The organism is Sinorhizobium medicae, from assembly GCF_007827695.1.
Lineage (GTDB): Bacteria > Pseudomonadota > Alphaproteobacteria > Rhizobiales > Rhizobiaceae > Sinorhizobium > Sinorhizobium medicae.
In genome coordinates this window covers 62190-78248 of sequence record NZ_VITA01000018.1, presented here as the reverse complement: position 1 = coordinate 78248, position 16059 = coordinate 62190, and the positions used below count along the sequence as shown (strand labels likewise).

General features: G+C 62.3%; 14 protein-coding genes. 8 read left to right on the top strand and 6 right to left on the bottom strand.

Features of this window, described 5'->3' with window-relative positions:
- Window positions 1-71: 71 nt before the first annotated feature.
- Entirely contained in the window at window positions 72-959 is an 888-nt protein-coding gene (locus FB009_RS25395) for a LysR family transcriptional regulator (protein ID WP_011970693.1), read from the top strand.
- A 56-nt stretch (window positions 960-1015) separates the two neighbouring features.
- Here the strand turns inward: FB009_RS25395 and mtnA are convergent, their stop codons facing one another.
- A complete protein-coding gene (gene mtnA / locus FB009_RS25390; RefSeq protein ID WP_011970692.1) occupies window positions 1016-2110 on the bottom strand; it encodes an S-methyl-5-thioribose-1-phosphate isomerase in 1095 nt (364 codons plus the stop codon).
- A complete protein-coding gene (mtnK, locus tag FB009_RS25385) occupies window positions 2107-3378 on the bottom strand; it encodes an S-methyl-5-thioribose kinase (protein WP_186447677.1) in 1272 nt (423 codons plus the stop codon). The genes mtnA and mtnK overlap by 4 nt, the downstream gene beginning before the upstream one ends.
- A gap of 147 nt (window positions 3379-3525) precedes the next feature.
- Between mtnK and FB009_RS25380 the strand changes: the two genes are divergently transcribed.
- The 3 genes from FB009_RS25380 to FB009_RS25370 are packed head-to-tail and all read left to right on the top strand — an operon-like array spanning window position 3526 to window position 7177.
- Complete coding sequence (locus FB009_RS25380; RefSeq protein ID WP_164830060.1) at window positions 3526-5043, top strand: sugar ABC transporter ATP-binding protein; 1518 nt, start codon at window positions 3526-3528, stop codon at window positions 5041-5043.
- Window positions 5040-6086, top strand: coding sequence for an ABC transporter permease (locus tag FB009_RS25375; RefSeq protein ID WP_011970689.1), 1047 nt, complete (start codon window positions 5040-5042; stop codon window positions 6084-6086). The genes FB009_RS25380 and FB009_RS25375 overlap by 4 nt, the downstream gene beginning before the upstream one ends.
- A gap of 50 nt (window positions 6087-6136) precedes the next feature.
- Entirely contained in the window at window positions 6137-7177 is a 1041-nt protein-coding gene (locus FB009_RS25370) for a substrate-binding domain-containing protein (RefSeq protein WP_018210628.1), read from the top strand.
- Between the two features lie 30 nt (window positions 7178-7207).
- On the opposite strand, the gene FB009_RS25365 is transcribed toward FB009_RS25370, so the two are convergent.
- The 3 genes from FB009_RS25365 to FB009_RS25355 all read right to left on the bottom strand — a co-directional run bounded on the left by FB009_RS25365 (window position 7208) and on the right by FB009_RS25355 (window position 10294).
- Window positions 7208-8188, bottom strand: coding sequence for a sugar-binding transcriptional regulator (locus FB009_RS25365; RefSeq protein WP_011970687.1), 981 nt, complete (start codon window positions 8186-8188; stop codon window positions 7208-7210).
- Between the two features lie 99 nt (window positions 8189-8287).
- Window positions 8288-9082 (bottom strand): class I SAM-dependent methyltransferase, encoded by a 795-nt coding sequence (locus FB009_RS25360; RefSeq protein WP_011970686.1) that lies wholly within the window; start codon window positions 9080-9082, stop codon window positions 8288-8290.
- 141 nt (window positions 9083-9223) lie between these two features.
- Window positions 9224-10294 carry a LacI family DNA-binding transcriptional regulator gene (locus tag FB009_RS25355; protein ID WP_011970685.1) on the bottom strand — a complete coding sequence of 357 codons (1071 nt, stop codon included), beginning with the start codon at window positions 10292-10294 and terminating at the stop codon, window positions 9224-9226.
- A gap of 227 nt (window positions 10295-10521) precedes the next feature.
- On the opposite strand from FB009_RS25355, the gene FB009_RS25350 reads away from it, so the two are divergent.
- From FB009_RS25350 to FB009_RS25340, 3 genes are all read left to right on the top strand, one after another.
- Window positions 10522-11358 carry an ABC transporter substrate-binding protein gene (locus tag FB009_RS25350; RefSeq protein WP_018210626.1) on the top strand — a complete coding sequence of 279 codons (837 nt, stop codon included), beginning with the start codon at window positions 10522-10524 and terminating at the stop codon, window positions 11356-11358.
- A 174-nt stretch (window positions 11359-11532) separates the two neighbouring features.
- A complete protein-coding gene (locus FB009_RS33705; protein WP_145162131.1) occupies window positions 11533-13041 on the top strand; it encodes an amino acid ABC transporter permease/ATP-binding protein in 1509 nt (502 codons plus the stop codon).
- 55 nt (window positions 13042-13096) lie between these two features.
- Window positions 13097-14227, top strand: a complete 1131-nt coding sequence (locus FB009_RS25340; protein WP_011970682.1) for an NAD(P)/FAD-dependent oxidoreductase — start codon at window positions 13097-13099, stop codon at window positions 14225-14227.
- 12 nt (window positions 14228-14239) lie between these two features.
- Here the strand turns inward: FB009_RS25340 and FB009_RS25335 are convergent, their stop codons facing one another.
- Window positions 14240-14800 (bottom strand): Lrp/AsnC family transcriptional regulator, encoded by a 561-nt coding sequence (locus FB009_RS25335; protein WP_011970681.1) that lies wholly within the window; start codon window positions 14798-14800, stop codon window positions 14240-14242.
- A gap of 48 nt (window positions 14801-14848) precedes the next feature.
- On the opposite strand from FB009_RS25335, the gene FB009_RS25330 reads away from it, so the two are divergent.
- Window positions 14849-16021, top strand: coding sequence for an MFS transporter (locus FB009_RS25330; protein WP_011970680.1), 1173 nt, complete (start codon window positions 14849-14851; stop codon window positions 16019-16021).
- The last annotated feature ends 38 nt before the right edge of the window (window positions 16022-16059 follow it).

Here is a 16059-nt window from a genome sequence, read left to right as displayed (position 1 = left end):
ATAAGATGGACTTTGTTGACTGTCGCCGGTATCCGTCGATCACTGAACTCGGTGGTTAGAAGCGCTTTACAATGCAAATTGACATGAACCTTCTGCCGCTCTTCGTGGCGGTCGCTGAAGAGGATAATTTCCGTGCTGCCGCAGATAGGCTCGGCGTGACGCGCTCTGCCGTCAGCCAAGGGGTGCGGAGGCTCGAAGATGCCTTTGGTACGACGCTCGTCACCCGCACCACGCGCTCGGTGCGGCTGACCGAGGCGGGGGAGCGTCTGCGTGAGGCTCTGTCGCAGCCCCTGTCGGACATTGCATCGGCACTCGATCGTGTGGCGGCCGAGGATGAGCCGCGCGGCCACCTGCGGGTCGCGGTCACCTCGATCGCCGAGCGTTTCCTTTCCGGTCCGCTCATTGCCTCCTTTGCCGAGGCACATCCGAAGGTGACGATGGATGTCACCGTAACGGACGAGGAGTTCGACATCGTGGCCGCGGGTTTCGACGCTGGTGTCAGGCTTGGCGAGGTGATCGAGCAGGACATGATCGCGGTGCCCTTGACGGGGGACCAGCGCGAGATGGCCGTTGCTGCCCCATCCTATCTGGCCGCGCACGGCACACCGCTGCATCCGCGCGAACTGGTGCATCATCGCTGCGTCGGATGGCGGCGAGCGCCGAATGTCGCGCCCTACAGATGGGAATTCGAAGAAAACGGAATTCCATTCGACGTGGCGGTCGAGCCGCAGATCACCACCAATGATCTGCGCTTCATGCTTCGTTCAGCACTCTGCGGGGCAGGGATCACCTTCGCAACGGAAGAGACCTTCCGGCCATTCGTGGAGGACGGTCGACTCGTCCCTCTGCTGGAAGATTTCCTTCCGCCATTCCCCGGATTTTATCTGTACTTCCCTCAGCGCCGCAACATGGCGCCAAAGATGCGGGCCTTGATCGAGCACGTACGACGGTGGCGATAGCGGCGAAAGACCTGGTTTCGTTTTGGCCGCCCGGGGGCATCTGAACGAGCCGTCGCTCAACTCCGTTCCGGGAAAAGTGCCTTCAGGCCTTCCGGCGAAGCGTCGGCGACGCCGCGCTCGGTAATGAGGCCGGTGATGAGGCGTGCAGGCGTAACATCAAAGGCCGGGTTGGCTGCCGGGCTGCCTTCCGGCGAAATGCGCACGCTGGCAATCGAGCCGTCGGGCGCTCGTCCCTGCACGAAGCTCACTTCTTCACCCGCCCGCTCCTCGATCGGGATTTCCTTCACCCCGTCATGGACGGTCCAGTCGATGGTCGGAGAGGGAAGCGCCACGTAGAACGGGATGCCGTTGTCGCGCGCGGCAAGGGCCTTCAGATAGGTCCCGATCTTGTTGCAGACGTCGCCATTGGCCGTGGTGCGATCCGTGCCGACGATGACGAGATCGACGTCCCCATGCTGCATGAGATGTCCGCCTGCATTGTCGACGATCAACGTATGAGGTACGCCGTGGCCGTTCATTTCCCAGGCGGTCAGATAGGCTCCCTGATTGCGTGGCCGCGTCTCGTCGACATAGACGTGGACGGGAAGACCTTCCTCGACCGCCATGTAGATCGGAGCGGTCGCGGTGCCGTAGTCAACGGTTGCAAGCCATCCGGCATTGCAGTGGGTAAGGATTTTCACCGGTTCGCCCGGCTTCTTCCTCGCGGCAATTTCGCGGATCACCTTGAGACCGTTGGCGCCTATCGCACGGTTCAGCTCGATGTCTTCCTCTGCGATCTCGGCAGCGCGCTGATAAGCCGCTTCAGCACGCTCCTGCTCCGGCAACGCACGCAAGTGCTCGCGCATGGCATTCAGGGCCCAGCGCAGGTTGATCGCGGTCGGACGCGTCTCGTGGAGCTCTTCCCACACCGAGTCGAGATGTGTGTCCGAGGGGTCCTCCGCCATGGCGATCGCGACGCCGTAGGCAGCGGTGACGCCGATAAGCGGGGCGCCGCGTACCCACATGTCCCGGATCGCGACAGCGATATCGGCAATCGTCTTGAGCGTCACCACGCGGAATTCATGGGGCAACCAGCGCTGGTCGATGATATCGACCGATCGGCCGTCCTCGTTGAGCCAGATCGTATGGTAGTGGCGGTCTCCGACTTTCACGAGAGTGTTTCCTTCTGAAGCCGTTCTGCCGTCTCACGAATGTCCCTAAGGCTGTGGATACGGTGGCGGTTCACGGCGATATGGCGGCCGAGTTTCAGCGCCTTGCTTTCGCAGTTGGCGCGACGATCCGGGTCGGCGATCATCTCGAAATCGGCATTGTGAGCGAGGCCGAGAATGCGGCGGTGTATTTCAACGCCCGCGAAGCCCAGCATCTCGCGGTAGATTTCGTCGAGCACGATGTTTAATGCCTGTTCGGCCGCGAGCGGGTCGCCACGGTCTTCGAAGAGGCTTGCCTGGTAGAGGATCCCGCGGCGTTCCGTGCGCCAGAGCCTCGAGAATTCGACGCGGAAAGTTTCCCAGATGGTCTCAATCGTGTCGAGCAGATAGGAGCGCACCTCGTCACGTGAGCCACGCTCGGCCTCATGCCCGCTTTGCGAGAAATAGCTCATCCAGAAATTGGCGAGGAGCATGCCGACGTCGAAGCTGATCGGCCCGTAAAAGGCGAACTCCGGATCGATGATGCGGGTCTCGTCGTCCGTCACCATGATCGAACCGGTATGCAGGTCGCCATGGCAGAGTGTTTCGGCCTTGGCAGAGAAAAGGTGCTTCAACCGTTGCGCCTCGACCTTGAGGTCGCGGTCTGCGCGCAGCTCGGCCACCAGCGGATCGAGTTGCGGCGCGGTGTGGCGATTGAGCTCGGCTTCGAAATAGGGATCGGAGAAGACCAGGTTTTCCGTAATGTCGCAGAGTTCGACATTGTCGGCAAATAGCGCCACGTCGGCCTTCTTTTCGCGCGTCGGCATGGAGAAGTCGGAGCCCCGGAAGAGCGGGCGGGCGGCGAAGAGCCCGAGGTCGCGGCCGATTTTCGGCAGCCGGCGACCTTCTATCAGTGCGCGGCGCAGAATGACGTGCGGTGTGAGAAACTCCATGACGATGATGGCCTGCTCAACGTCAAAGAAGACGATTTCCGGCACCATGCCCGGATCGCGCGCGCCCTGGCGCACGAGTGCATGATATTCGAAGAAAGAGCGCTTTAGCGGCAGCGGCCAGCTCTCACCGACGAGGCGCACATAGGGGAGAGCCTGCTTGATTATCGCAGAACCCTTGTCGCCCGTGACGATGAATACGAGATTGAGGTTGCCGTCGCCAACTTCGTTGACCGTCCAGCGTTCGCAATTCTCGCCGATCTTCTCTTTGAGAGCAGCGTTGCCGCCAATGCGGAGCGGCAGCGTCTCGGCGCTCAGCGCCTCGAAGACTTGCTTGTCCATAGGGTCCTCCTCCTGCATGCGCCGTACAGCCTCCACGGCACGTCGCCATGCGTGACGAGTTCTCAGCTAAGGCACCATGCTGGCAAATGTCAATAACCTTGACATTTGATGAGACGCTATCCTAACGTGCTGCCTTGGGAGGAGAACATGGGCGAACAGGCAGTGTTTCGCATTGCGGGCGTGCGGAAAACCTTCGGGGCTGTGCCGGTGCTTCAGGGGGTTGATCTCGCACTCAAGCCGGGTGCAGTCACCATTCTGATGGGCGCCAACGGCGCCGGGAAGTCGACGCTCGTGCGCATACTGAGTGGCGTGTACCGGCGGGATGCCGGAACGATCACCCTCGCAGACCAACCTTTCGAACCAGCAACGCCCGCAGGAGCGATCCGGGCCGGCGTCGTGACAGTGCACCAGAGCATTGACGACGGCGTCGTTGCCGATCTCGACGTCGCGACCAATCTCACTCTCGACCGTCTCAACAGAAAGGGCGCGCGGTTCTTCTTCAATCCGCGCCGGGTGCGCCTCGAGGCGGCGGCGGTCGCCTCCCGCATGGGGCTCTCGATAAACCTCGGCGCCGGCATCAGCGAGCTTACACTTGCCGACCGCCAGATGGTGGCGATTGCCAGGGCGATGGCGCATGAGCCCAAGGTACTGATCCTTGACGAGCCGACATCGTCTTTATCCAGCGCCGAGGCCGAGAGGCTGTTCGAGCTCATCGGTCGGCTGAAGGCGCGGGGCGTGGCCATCCTTTATATTTCGCATCGTATGTCGGATATCCGGCGGCTTGCCGACAGCATCGTCGCGCTGCGCGATGGTCGTATTGCCGGCAGTTTCGAGGGACCCGATCTCGATTATGAAGGCGCCGTCAATGCGATGCTGGGCAAGAAGGTCTCGTCAGGTTCTGTCAATGTTAGGGAAGCAGGCGCCCCTGTTTTCAAAGCCTGCGGCCTGAGGCTCTCTGCGCAGTCGCGCCCCATCGATCTGAGTTTGGGCGACGGCGAGATCGTTGCTGTCACCGGCCTGGTGGGCGTTGGAAAGACTGCGCTTGCCGAAACCCTTTTCGGCGCGCGTTCTCCCGCCGCCGGCAAGATGGTGCTCGATGGGCAGCCTTATGCGCCGAAAGCGACAGGTCAGGCTATTGCGCGCGGCGTTTTCCTGGTCGCCAAGGATCGTGCCGAAAGTGGCATCGTCCCCGATTTCAACATCTATGAGAATACGAGCCTACCCTTTCTGCGGAGGCTCTCTCGCTTCAGCGTGTCGAACCGGCGTGCGGAGCGGGCGAGGGCGAGGGGGCAGATCACCTCCCTTGGCGTCGTTTGCCGCAGCGAGCGAGACGAAATGCAAACGCTGTCGGGCGGCAACCAGCAGAAGGTGATGGTCGGCCGCTGGCTTTCCGAGCCATCTCGCGTTCTCATCCTCGATGAGCCGTTCCAAGGCGTCGATATCGCTGCGCGCCGCGACATCGGAGCGAAGCTGCGCGCTTCCGCGGTCGGGCGCTCTACCATCCTTTTCCTGACCGAGCTGGACGAAGCCTTCGAGGTCGCGGACCGCATTCTGGTCATGTCGGAGCAGACCATCGTCGGCGAACATCGCAACGCCGGCATCGATGTCGAGCGGCTTCTCTCCGAGATCGCAGGGCAAAAACACCAACAGGTCAGCGGATCATGAGCATTGAACAGAGCAAACCGGCGGCGAGCCAGGCGATTCCGTCGTCAGCTGGCGTGCGGGAAGCAGCGATAAGATACGGCTTTCTCGTGCTTTTGGCCGGGATGATCCTCTATTTCTCATTGGTCACCGGTGGATTCGCCTCTCCGCAAAGCGCAGTTTTCATTCTGCAATCGGTCTCGATCACAGGCATCCTCGCGCTCGGCGTAACGGCGACCCTGGTCGTCGGCGGCTTCGACCTGTCGATAGGCTCCATCGCCACGACGGCGATGATGGCCTCGTCCTACGTCATGGTCGTGCTGGGTGGGGATGCTTTGACGGCGACCCTCGTGTGCTTCTCGATCGGGGTTCTCATCGGGCTGATCAATGGCATCATTATCGTCTACATGCGCGTGCCCGACCTGCTCGCGACGCTCGGCATGATGTTCCTGCTGCTCGGCCTTCAGCGCATCCCGACAGAGGGACGCTCGATCGCCGCCGGCATGACCCTGCCCGACGGCACCGTTGCGCCCGGCACTTTCAGCCCTGCCTTTCTGGCGCTCGGGCGTCATCGCTTCGATTTCGTCCTGCCAAATCTCGTGCCGGTCTCTGTCGTGGTCCTGATTATTCTTGCGGTCGTTATCTGGTTCTTCCTCGAATATACGCGCTTCGGCCGGATGATGTACGCCGTGGGCTCGAACGAACGTGCCGCCAGCCTCGCGGGCGCGCCGGTCAATGCTTACAAAATCTGGGCCTATATCATTTCCGGCGTCTTTGCCTCGATCGGCGGTATCCTGCTCGCGGCCCGCCTCGGCCGCGGGGATATCGCCTCCGGCAACAACCTGCTGCTGGACGCCGTCGCCGCTGCGCTGATCGGTTTCGCCGTACTCGGTGCCACTAAGCCGAACGCCTTCGGCACGGCCGTCGGCGCGCTCTTCGTCGGCATCCTGCTGCAGGGCCTGACGATGATGAACGCGCCCTACTACACCCAGGATTTCGTCAAGGGCGCGGTGCTGGTCATTGCCCTGATTTTCACCTTTGCGCTCTCGAAAAGAGGCAGACGCTGACGGCGCGGCCTTCGGCGGGCAACCAAAGTTCACCAGTGGAGGAGACTGAAATGAACATTACGCGCAGGACGGTGGGCAGATGGACGTTGGGGCTGTTGGGGGTGGCATTCGCCATGCCGTCTCTGGCGGCCGATTTGCCTAAACCTTTCGATAAGCCCGGCGAGGTGAAAATCGCGCTCGTGCGATACCTGTCGACAGGCGATTTTTTCCAGTCCTACCTTGCGGGCGTCGAGGCGCAGGCCAAGGCGCTCGGCGTCGAGCTGCAGGTCTTGGACAGCCGTCAGGACGCTGCGCTCCAGGCAGACATGGTCGACCAGGCGATCGCGCTGGGCGTGCAGGGCATCATTATCCAGCACGGTCTGACGGAATCCATGAAGGAAGCCGCCCAGCGCGCGGTCGACGCCGGCATCAAGGTCGTTGCCTTCGACGTGAATGTCGAGAACGAGAATATTCCGCAGATCGAACAGTCCGACCGCGACCTCGCCCGCCTTGCGCTCGAACAGCCGGTCAAGGACAACGGCGAGAGCTTTAAGGCCGGCTACGTCTATGTCGCCGGAATTGCGCCGCTTGACCGTCGCGACGAGACCTGGAAGGCGTTCAAGGCGAAGTACTCGGGCATCAACGAAGCCGCGCAGTTCGGCACGATGGACAATCCGATCGCCAATTCGGTGGCCAACCAGGCCCGGTCCGTGATTTCCGCCAACCCGGACATCACCGTGATGTTCGCCCCTTACGACGAGTTCGCCAAGGGTGTGAAGATTGCGGTAGACGAGGCGGGAATGTCCTCCAGCGTGAAGATCTATTCGGCCGACATCTCGACCTCGGACATCGCGGCCATGCGTGAACCGGATTCCGCCTGGGTTGCGACCGCGGCGACGAACCCGGCCGTCGTGGGTCAGGTTTCCGTTCGCGCGCTCGCCATGCTGCTCGCGGGCGAGGATCCGGGCCGTCAGGTCATCGTACCGCCGACGCTCATCACCCAGAAGGATCTGAACGATCAGGACATCAAGAATATGGAAGATCTCGGTGCAAAGCTGCCGCAGTTCGCCCATGCCGAAGTCGCGATGCCTGGCTGGATGCCCAGGCCCTGATGTCGGGTACCGGGCGGCCGCTGGGCCGCCCTAGGGCTTGGCAGGGGCACTCCTGCCAAGCCCGTCTCGGCTCCAGCGATCCATGATCCGCCGCGCCATCGAAGCGGTGACGACGAGGTGCGAGGCGAAGCCTCCCTTCAGAGCGGCCAACAGGGGTTCAAACTTGTTTTCCTCCTGCACGACGAGCATGCGCTTCCTGATCGCGCGGATGGAATTGAGATCGGCGGAGATGCAGCGCCGATTGTGCGCGCAATCCATCCATTGACCGTTGTGATCGATGATCTGCCCGGCGATCACTCCGGCCGCGCCCCTCTCGCCCATGGCATGCATCTCGTCGGCCGAAAGGGCGCCGCATTTGACGAGATGGCTGTCGTCCTCGATTCCTCCGACGGAGTAGAGCGAAAGCCGGCAGTCGGAAATGGTCGCGAGCTGCTCCCGAATGACCGGCTCGGCGCGCAGTTCCTCAGCAAGCCGCTCTGAAGAGAGAACGAGGGGTGCGTAGATATTGACGCCCTCGGCGTTGAGGCGACGCGCAATTTCGGTGGTGCACTGATCGGGGCGGTAGGAATAGGGTGCGCCCAGATTGCCGCAAAGCTGCACGACGGTGACGCCCTTGAGGTCTGCGAAGGGCATGACGTCGGCGATATGATATACGGTGCGGCCCCATGCCACCCCAATTCGGTCGCCCTTGTTGATCAGCTCCAGAAAGACCGAGGCTGCGACCTCCGGAACCTCCGCAGCCGGGTTCATCGCTTGCCGATCTTCCGGGACGATCCAAGCGGTCGTCAGTCCCGTGGCGTCTTCGAGTTCCCGGGCGAGAACGTCACTGGAGAAGAGTTCCGATGAGGTGGTGATCGTGACGATACCCATCTCCCGGGCGCGCCGCAGATACATGGCGATGGAAGCACGCGAGATTTCCAGCCTCCGGGCAACTTCGTCCTGGCGAAGGCCGTGCGTATAGTAAAGCCAGGCGGCCTTGTGAATGATCTGGTCGTTGACGCGGATCGGCATATCGGTCTTTCATGAAACGGACCTGACATAATTCATCAATGCTGACAAAAGTCAACGAGGCGCTTCCGGCCTTCATTCATGAGCTTGGCCACCAAGCGATCATATCGGACGTTCCGCCACAACCAGTAGCAGGAAAGCACCGAGATCACGCCATCTGCTGAACCGGGGCACTGTCTTACAAGCTTCCTCCGTGGGCTGCGGCTCCTCAATTCGGCTTATGCGAAAGCCGGCAGATGCCACAGCGTTGAGATAGTCTCCGATCGTCCTCGGAAAACGAGGTACCGCGAATGGGACGACATTTTCCCCTGTCGGCCGATTTCCGAACTTCCAGTGCTCTGTAAAACTGGACCTGTCGAAATAGCGTGCGACGCAAAGACCAGTCGTCCGGCCATGCTCATCTTTCTGCCATTGCAATCCGGGCGTGATAAAACACGGATGCAAGACGCTGAACGCGACAAAGCCGCCCGGACGAAGCAAGCGATAGGCTTCACACATCGCCCCTTGAAAATCAGGACCGTCCATCAACGCCATCGTCGAAAGGACGGCATCAAAGGAAGAGGCCGGAAATCCCGTGTCGGAACTATAGGACGCTACCTTGTAGGTCACCCCAACAGGGTCGGCGACCTCTGCCTGACGGGCATGCTCGATCAAGCCTTGCGAGATATCGATGCCCGTCACCTTGGCACCCATCCGCGCGAAATGTCGGGTATTCGAACCTTCACCACATCCAAAATCAAGGACTTCCAAGCCTGCAATAGGCGGCAGACATTGCTGAAAGGCCGGGAAAGTGAACAAGTCACGATAGACATCGTAGCCGTTGCGCACATCGTTCGTCCACTGATCGGCGTTTTGATTCCAGCGAGCGGCGACTTCTTCCTGTGCCTGGTCGGTCATTTCATCTCTCCGCAGTATGTTGCTCAGCTCTCCCAAGGCCGAGTTGATTGCGCCAAGCAACGTCGGCCACGAGCGGCAGAACCCCCGGCGCGATCCGATTTCGGCCGGCCGCGCCAGGGCAGGATGTTTTCAGGACCACCGTCATGCCGGCGCGTCGGCGACGGAAGCCCGTTCGATGAGTTCGGTTTGCAGCACGACTCGGCGGGCACTTGCTTCATATCCGTTCAGCCGCTCGACCAGCAGTTTCGCGGCTGTTTCGCCCAGGCGATAGACGGGTTGCCTCACCACCGTCACAGGGGGCGAGGTGACCGAGGTCCAATCGGCGTCATGGAACGATACGAGCGACAGCTCGTCCGGGATAGCAATGCCGGCTGCGCGGCTGGTCTTGAAAACTTCGAGGCCGATCACGCTGTCGGAGGCGATGATCGCGGTCGGGCGCTCGCTCGACTGCAACATCGCCGAGACGATGCCCCGCGTATGGTCCGGCGTGATCGCGCCCACACGCACCCAGCCTTCCATTCCCTGAAGGCCAGCCTCCCGGCAGACGCCAAGAAAACCTTCGACGCGCCGGCGCACCGAGCCCGTATTTACGTCTGAGGGCACGCGGAAAACATGATCCGGTGTGTCGCACGCAGTGATATAGGCGATGCGGCGATGGCCGAGCGCAATGAGCCGTCGCGTGATGCCTTCGGCGGCGTGTCTGTCATCGGCAATAACGGTGTCAACGTCGAGCGTCTCACTGCCGCGGTCGAGCAGCGCCAGCGGCCGGCCCGAGCGGGCGGCTTCCTGAAGGTGATCGACATTGCTTTCCTTGGCCGGCGAGACGATCAAGCCGTCCACGCGCTTGGCCAGCAGGGTGCGAATGGCCGCCTTCTCGACAGCCACGTCCTCGCCGGAATTTATGAGGATGACCGTAAAGCCGGCCTGGCGGGCCACGTCGGTGATGCCCCGCATGGCAAGACTGAAAAATGGGTTCTCTATGTCGCCCACCACGACGCCGATCGTGCCGGAGCGGCCCGTCGTCATGCTGCGGGCGAGCTCGTTCGGACGGTAATCGAGTGCCCGGGCAGCGGCTGTCACGGCGTCGCGCACCGGGTCGCTCACCGTTCCGTAGCCGCCCAGCACGCGCGCTGCCGTCGCCTTGGAGACGCCTGCCTTGCGTGCGACGTCGGCAACGGTGACGGATGTGGATCGGGGCGGGTTCTGGTCCATGAACGGTAGCCTTACAAGAGATGTTGACGACAGGCAAACGCGAAGATAACAATTGCGAACAGAAAAAGAGACCGGTCTCTTAGAGAGTGAGACCGGTCTCTGAGCCGTGAGAAGTCTTTTCGCCGCATGTGGCGGCATGGGGCCAGGCGATGGAGTTGCGCCGTCGCCCGGAGGGGAACCCTGCGCCCGAAACACCGCAAATGACATAACCAGAGGAGAACGAACCGATGGAATTTCTCGAAGCGATCAAATTACCCTTTACGGGACTGCGAGCAGCGATCCTGGCGGCCGTCCTGACTTTTGCGGCAGGCGCCGCAGTGCCGGCTGCCGCAGAGGACAATCCGCTCGGCCTGATTGATCCGGCCACCGTCAGCGTCGGCACGATGGGTGATGCCAAGCCCTATGCCTTTACCACCTCGGACGGCAATTTCACGGGTTTCGATATCGAGCTCTTCCTCAATGTCGCAGAGCGCATCGGCTTCAAGAAGGATCAGGTGATCTTCACCGGTCAGGAGTTCGCCGCGCTGATGCCGTCGGTCGCCAACAGCCGCTTCGATGTCGCGGCAGCAGCGATCGGCACCACGGAGAAGCGCAAGGAGACAGTCGATTTCTCCGACGGCTATATTGCAGGCTACCTCTCCGTACTGACGGCGGATGCCTCCATCACCGATGCTGCCGGCTTGAAGGGCAAGCGGCTCGGAGTCGTGCAGGGCACGCTCCAGGAAATCTATGCCGAGAAGAATTTTACCGGGGCCGATCTCGTCAAATTCCCGGACAACAACTCTGCCGTGGCGGCGCTCAACAACGCCACCGTAAATGCGCATTTCCTCGACTACGAGGCGGCGAAGGACTATTCGAGCCGCTATCCGGAGCTGAAGATTGCCATCAATATTCCAAGTTTCGATGCACCGGCCGGCTTCGTCGTCCGGAAGGGCAACGATGCACTGCGGGAGGCGCTGAACAAGGCGCTGCACGCCGCCATGCAGGACGGCACCTGGAAAACGCTGCACGAAAAGTGGTTCCCGGGAACGCCGATGCCTGAAGCATATCTTCCGAAGCCTTGACCTGCTTTGCCGGTCCGCCCCCTGCCGGCCGGACCGGCTACTCGTTAGAGCGCGATGAGGAAAAGTGTGTGCTGTTTTTCGCCCGCATCCCGCGCTTCAACTTACTGGAATCGATCACGTTCATGATCTCAGGTCGATCCGACCTAAAAAATCGTGATCCAAAGGGACTGCCTGATGAACTGGCTTGAAAACCTGCGCCGCAGCTTCCTCGACTGGAATGCGATGGCCGAAGTCCTGCCGGCCATGGTCACGGTCGGCCTCAAGAACACGCTGATCCTTGCGGCGGCCCCCACGGTGCTCGGCGTTGTCATCGGCATGGTACTGGCCATCATGGGTATTTCGCGAGCCCCCTGGCTGCGCATTCCAGCCCGCATCTATACGGACATCTTCCGAGGCCTTCCCGCCATCGTCACCATCCTTTTGATCGGCCAGGGCTTTGCCCGTATCGGCCGCGAACTGTTCGGGCCCTCGCCCTATCCCCTCGGCATTCTCGCGCTCAGCCTGATTGCCGGGGCCTATATCGGCGAAATCTTTCGCTCGGGCATTCAGAGCGTCGATCGGGGCCAGATGGAGGCATGCCGCGCGCTCAGCATGAGCTATGGCCAGGGCATGCGCCTTATCGTCGTGCCGCAGGGCGTGCGCCGCGTGCTGCCGGCGCTGGTCAATCAGTTCATAGGCAATGTGAAGGATTCGAGCCTCGTCTATTTCCTCGGCCTGCTCGCCTCTGAACGCGAGATCTTCCGCGTCGGCCAGGACCAGGCCGTGGTGACCGGCAACCTTTCGCCGCTGCTTCTCGCGGGCGTCTTCTATCTCGTGGTAACCGTGCCGCTCACCCACGTCGTCAATGCGATCGACAGTCGCCTCCGGCTCGGCAAGCAGCGCCCGGCGATCATCACCAGCGGACTGCAGGAGGTCAGCGAACTCGACAGCGCAAATCGCGCCTCGCAGGCCACATTCAAGGGTGGCAGCCTGGAGGTCCGCGATCTGGGCATGGCCTATGGCGAGCTCGACGTGCTGAAGGGCGTTGATCTTTCGGTAAAGCCCGGTAGCGTCACCTGCGTCATCGGCCCATCCGGCTCCGGCAAGTCGACGCTTCTGCGCTGCCTCAACCGTCTGGTCGAACCAAAGTACGGCGATATCCTGCTCGACGGCGAGAGCATTCTTGCCATGAAGCCGGAACGGCTGCGCCGCCGGGTGGGCATGGTTTTCCAGCACTTCAACCTTTTTCCGGATCATACGGCGCTGGAAAACGTCATGCTTTCGCTGACGAAGATCAAGCGCTTGCCGAAAGCCGAAGCCGAGCGCATCGCCACCGCGCGGTTGGCTGATGTCGGCCTGGCAGGCCGTCAGCATCACCGTCCCGGCGGGCTTTCCGGCGGGCAGCAGCAGCGCGTCGCCATAGCCCGTGCGCTGGCGATGGAACCGGAAGTCATTCTGTTCGACGAAGTGACGAGCGCGCTCGATCCCGAACTGGTCAAGGGCGTGCTCAACCTTATGGCCGAACTCGGCGAGCGCGGTATGACCATGGTCGTCGTCACCCACGAAATGGGCTTCGCCAGACGCGTCGCCGACCAGGTCGTCTTCATGGACGAGGGCCGCGTCGTTGAAGCCGGCACGCCCGAGGCGATCTTCGACAAGCCGCAAAGCCCGCGGCTTCAGCGCTTCCTGGCGGAAGTGCTCTGATCGCGGCGGCAATCCTTCACCATCATAATCCCCCACGGACTGAAAGACAGCGACCATGAAAGACAACACAATCACCTCGGCGGTTATCGTCGGCGCAGGCATTTTCGGCGTATCCACGGGCGTGCAGCTCGCTCGGCGCGGCATCCGCGTGATCATGCTGAACGAAGGGCCACCTGCCGGGGGCGCTTCCGGTCGATCGCTATCCTGGCTGAATTCCTCCCGAATGCGCTCCGAGCCCTATCATCGCTTGCGCATGGCCGGCATAGATCGCTATCGCACACTTTCGGCTCGCTTTCCCGATGCGGATTGGCTTCGCTTCGAAGGCGGCCTGACCTGGGATGCCGATGACGCAAGTAACGGCATCGATGCAGCTTATCGCCACGAAGTATCACTCGGCTACGATGCGAGACATCTTTCCGCAGGCGAGGTTGCGGCGATCACGCCTGGCGTCGATACGAGCACGATTACGCCTCAGGGCGCCATCTTCAATCCGGGCGAAGGGTGGGTCGATCTGCCAAGCCTGATCGGCCTGCTCCTAAAGGAATTTGCCGCTCTCGGAGGAACCCTCGTGACCGATCAGGGTGCAGCAAAAATCGTGGTGGAAGGCGGCAGGGCCGTCGGCGCCGAGACTGCGGCAGGCAATAGCTTTACGGCCGATGCCGTCGTGCTCGCCACCGGCCCGGCGGTGCCGAAGATGGTGGCCGAGGCCGGAGAGACCATCGGCGATGCAACCCCCGTCGCCCTTCTGGTCCAGACGAAACCGCTCGCCCATCCGCTGCGCGCCGTCTTGAACACGCCGCGCGTCGCCGTGCGGCCGGCGCCGGGCGGCACCTTCTCACTGGACGCAGACTGGGCGGCGGACGAAGGCTTGAGGTTGCGCGAGGACGGCGGCCACGACATCGACCGAACCATCGTAGAGGCGCTACTCGCGGAGGCTTCCAAGGTGATGGAGGGCAATCCGAAGCTGAAGATCGCATCGATCGGCGTCGGCAGCAAACCCATCCCTGGTGACGGCGAACCGGTGGTGGGCGCGCTCAGGGCCATTCCCGGCTACCATGTCGCCTTCAGCCACAGTGGCGCGACCCTCGGCCTGATCATCGGCGAACTTCTCGCGCACGAGGTCGCAACCGGTTCGGAGCACCCGATGCTTGCCACGTTCCGCCCCGAGCGCTTCGCGTCACGGTGAGGGGAGGGGACATCAGTCCCGATCGTCGAACCCGGTACTCCCCTCCCGGGCATTTTGCGCCGGGGTCGGCCATTCGCGAGTCGTGCCCGGCTGCACCGGCCGCTCCAGATAGGTTGAAAGAACGACATAGCTGCGTGTCGCCTTCACTCCGGGCGTATCGTAGAGCCGGGCCAGCAGCCCTTCGAGCGCATGGGTGCTTTCCGTGCGCACCTTGAGCAGCATGCAGGTGTCGCCAGCGACCGAGTGGATTTCTTCGACTTCCGGGTGCTGCTCGATCGCGAGCAGCGCCGGGGTTTTGCCCCAGCCGGTCGTGTCGACATGGACGAAGGCGAGCAAGGTCTTTCCGACAGCCTCCGGATCGATCAGCGCTGCGACGCGGCGGATTGCGCCCGATCGCCGCAATCGCTTCACCCGCTCGTGCGCGGCTGGCGGCGAAAGCCCGACTCGATCGCCGAGTTCGGCGTAGCTTGTCGTTGCGTCCTCGACCAGAACGCCTAACAGCTTTCGGTCCATCGCGTCGAGGTCACGCTCGGGCTGCCGCTTCCGCCGAACTTCATCTGTATTTTGTTCCATTCAGGTGTTTCCTCTTGATGCCGAACAACGTTCTGCAACTATGGAGAAATGACGAACATCAATCAATCCATCCCCGCCGCATCCGCGGAAAGGGCCCGCATTCCGCCCGTGGCATTCATGCTGACCGCCTGCGTCGGCGTCATCGGTTCGAATTCGCTGGCGCTCGGCCCGATCGCGCCGGAAGTGGCGCGCAGCCTCGGCGCTGGAGTACCAGCCGTGATGACGGCATCGGCTGCCTTCGGTCTCGGCACGGCAGCGAGCGCAGTCTTTCTCGGTCGTCTCATCGATCGTCATGGAGCAAGGCGCATGCTGGCCGTCGCGCTTCTGGTCCTTGCCGTCGGGCTTGGCGGCAGCGCGGTCGCACCGGCCCTGCCGCTTCTCGTCGCCGCGCAACTCCTCGTCGGGATCGCCGCAGGCATAGCACTTCCCGCCATCTACACGCTTGCCGCCGTTGTCGCCCCGGCGGGCCGCGAGAGTGAGACCATCGGACTGGTGCTGACCGGCTGGACGCTGAGCATGGTAGCGGGCGTCCCGCTGTCGGCGGCGGTCGCCGATTTCGCGGGCTGGCGGGCGGTCTACGCACTTGTCGCCGCCGCCACGCTGATTGCCTGCGCCGCTGTCCGGCTCGCTGCCGTGCGGGAGGGATCGAAAGGCAACGCGACTTCGCCGCTCGCGGCACTCGGCGTGCGCGGGGTCGTCCCTCTTCTGGCCGCCTGCGCCGCCTTCATGGCCGCATTCTATGGTGTCTACGGCTATATCGGCGATCATCTCCATGCCGCGCTTGGGCTGCCGCTCAGTGCCAACGGCCTCGTTGCGGTCTCGTACGGCCTTGGCTTCGGCGCTGCAGCCTTCCTCGACCGCCTGATCGATCGCTTCGGCGCGGCGAGACTGTTGCCGCTGATATTTCTTGCCGTCGCTGGCGTCTACGTCTCGATGTCGGCTGCGAGCGGCTCTTACACAGCCATGCTGGGGGTCGTATTTCTGTGGGGCCTCTGCAATCATTTCGGGCTGAACGTGCTGATCATGCGGCTCACCGCACTCGATCCCGCAAAACGCGGCGCCATCATGGGGCTGAACAGCGGCGTCACCTATCTCGCCCTTTTCGCCGGTACGATCGGCTTCGGCGAAATTTACGCCCTGACCGGCTTTTCCATTCTTCCGATGGCCGCGGCCGGATTGATGCTGACGGCGGTCTTCACCGTTGCGCTTACGTCACGCTAGCGGGGGATGAGGCCCGGGGATCACCCCGGGCCCGGACG

Coding starts and splice junctions, on each gene's coding strand:
- FB009_RS25395 (WP_011970693.1), top strand. CDS start 72: ATGCAAATTGACATGAACCTTCTGCCGCTCTTCGTGGCGGTCGCTGAA.
- mtnK (WP_186447677.1), bottom strand. CDS start 3,378: ATGGACAAGCAAGTCTTCGAGGCGCTGAGCGCCGAGACGCTGCCGCTC.
- FB009_RS25380 (WP_164830060.1), top strand. CDS start 3,526: ATGGGCGAACAGGCAGTGTTTCGCATTGCGGGCGTGCGGAAAACCTTC.
- FB009_RS25375 (WP_011970689.1), top strand. CDS start 5,040: ATGAGCATTGAACAGAGCAAACCGGCGGCGAGCCAGGCGATTCCGTCG.
- FB009_RS25370 (WP_018210628.1), top strand. CDS start 6,137: ATGAACATTACGCGCAGGACGGTGGGCAGATGGACGTTGGGGCTGTTG.
- FB009_RS25365 (WP_011970687.1), bottom strand. CDS start 8,188: ATGCCGATCCGCGTCAACGACCAGATCATTCACAAGGCCGCCTGGCTT.
- FB009_RS25360 (WP_011970686.1), bottom strand. CDS start 9,082: ATGACCGACCAGGCACAGGAAGAAGTCGCCGCTCGCTGGAATCAAAAC.
- FB009_RS25355 (WP_011970685.1), bottom strand. CDS start 10,294: ATGGACCAGAACCCGCCCCGATCCACATCCGTCACCGTTGCCGACGTC.
- FB009_RS25350 (WP_018210626.1), top strand. CDS start 10,522: ATGGAATTTCTCGAAGCGATCAAATTACCCTTTACGGGACTGCGAGCA.
- FB009_RS33705 (WP_145162131.1), top strand. CDS start 11,533: ATGAACTGGCTTGAAAACCTGCGCCGCAGCTTCCTCGACTGGAATGCG.
- FB009_RS25340 (WP_011970682.1), top strand. CDS start 13,097: ATGAAAGACAACACAATCACCTCGGCGGTTATCGTCGGCGCAGGCATT.
- FB009_RS25335 (WP_011970681.1), bottom strand. CDS start 14,800: ATGGAACAAAATACAGATGAAGTTCGGCGGAAGCGGCAGCCCGAGCGT.
- FB009_RS25330 (WP_011970680.1), top strand. CDS start 14,849: ATGACGAACATCAATCAATCCATCCCCGCCGCATCCGCGGAAAGGGCC.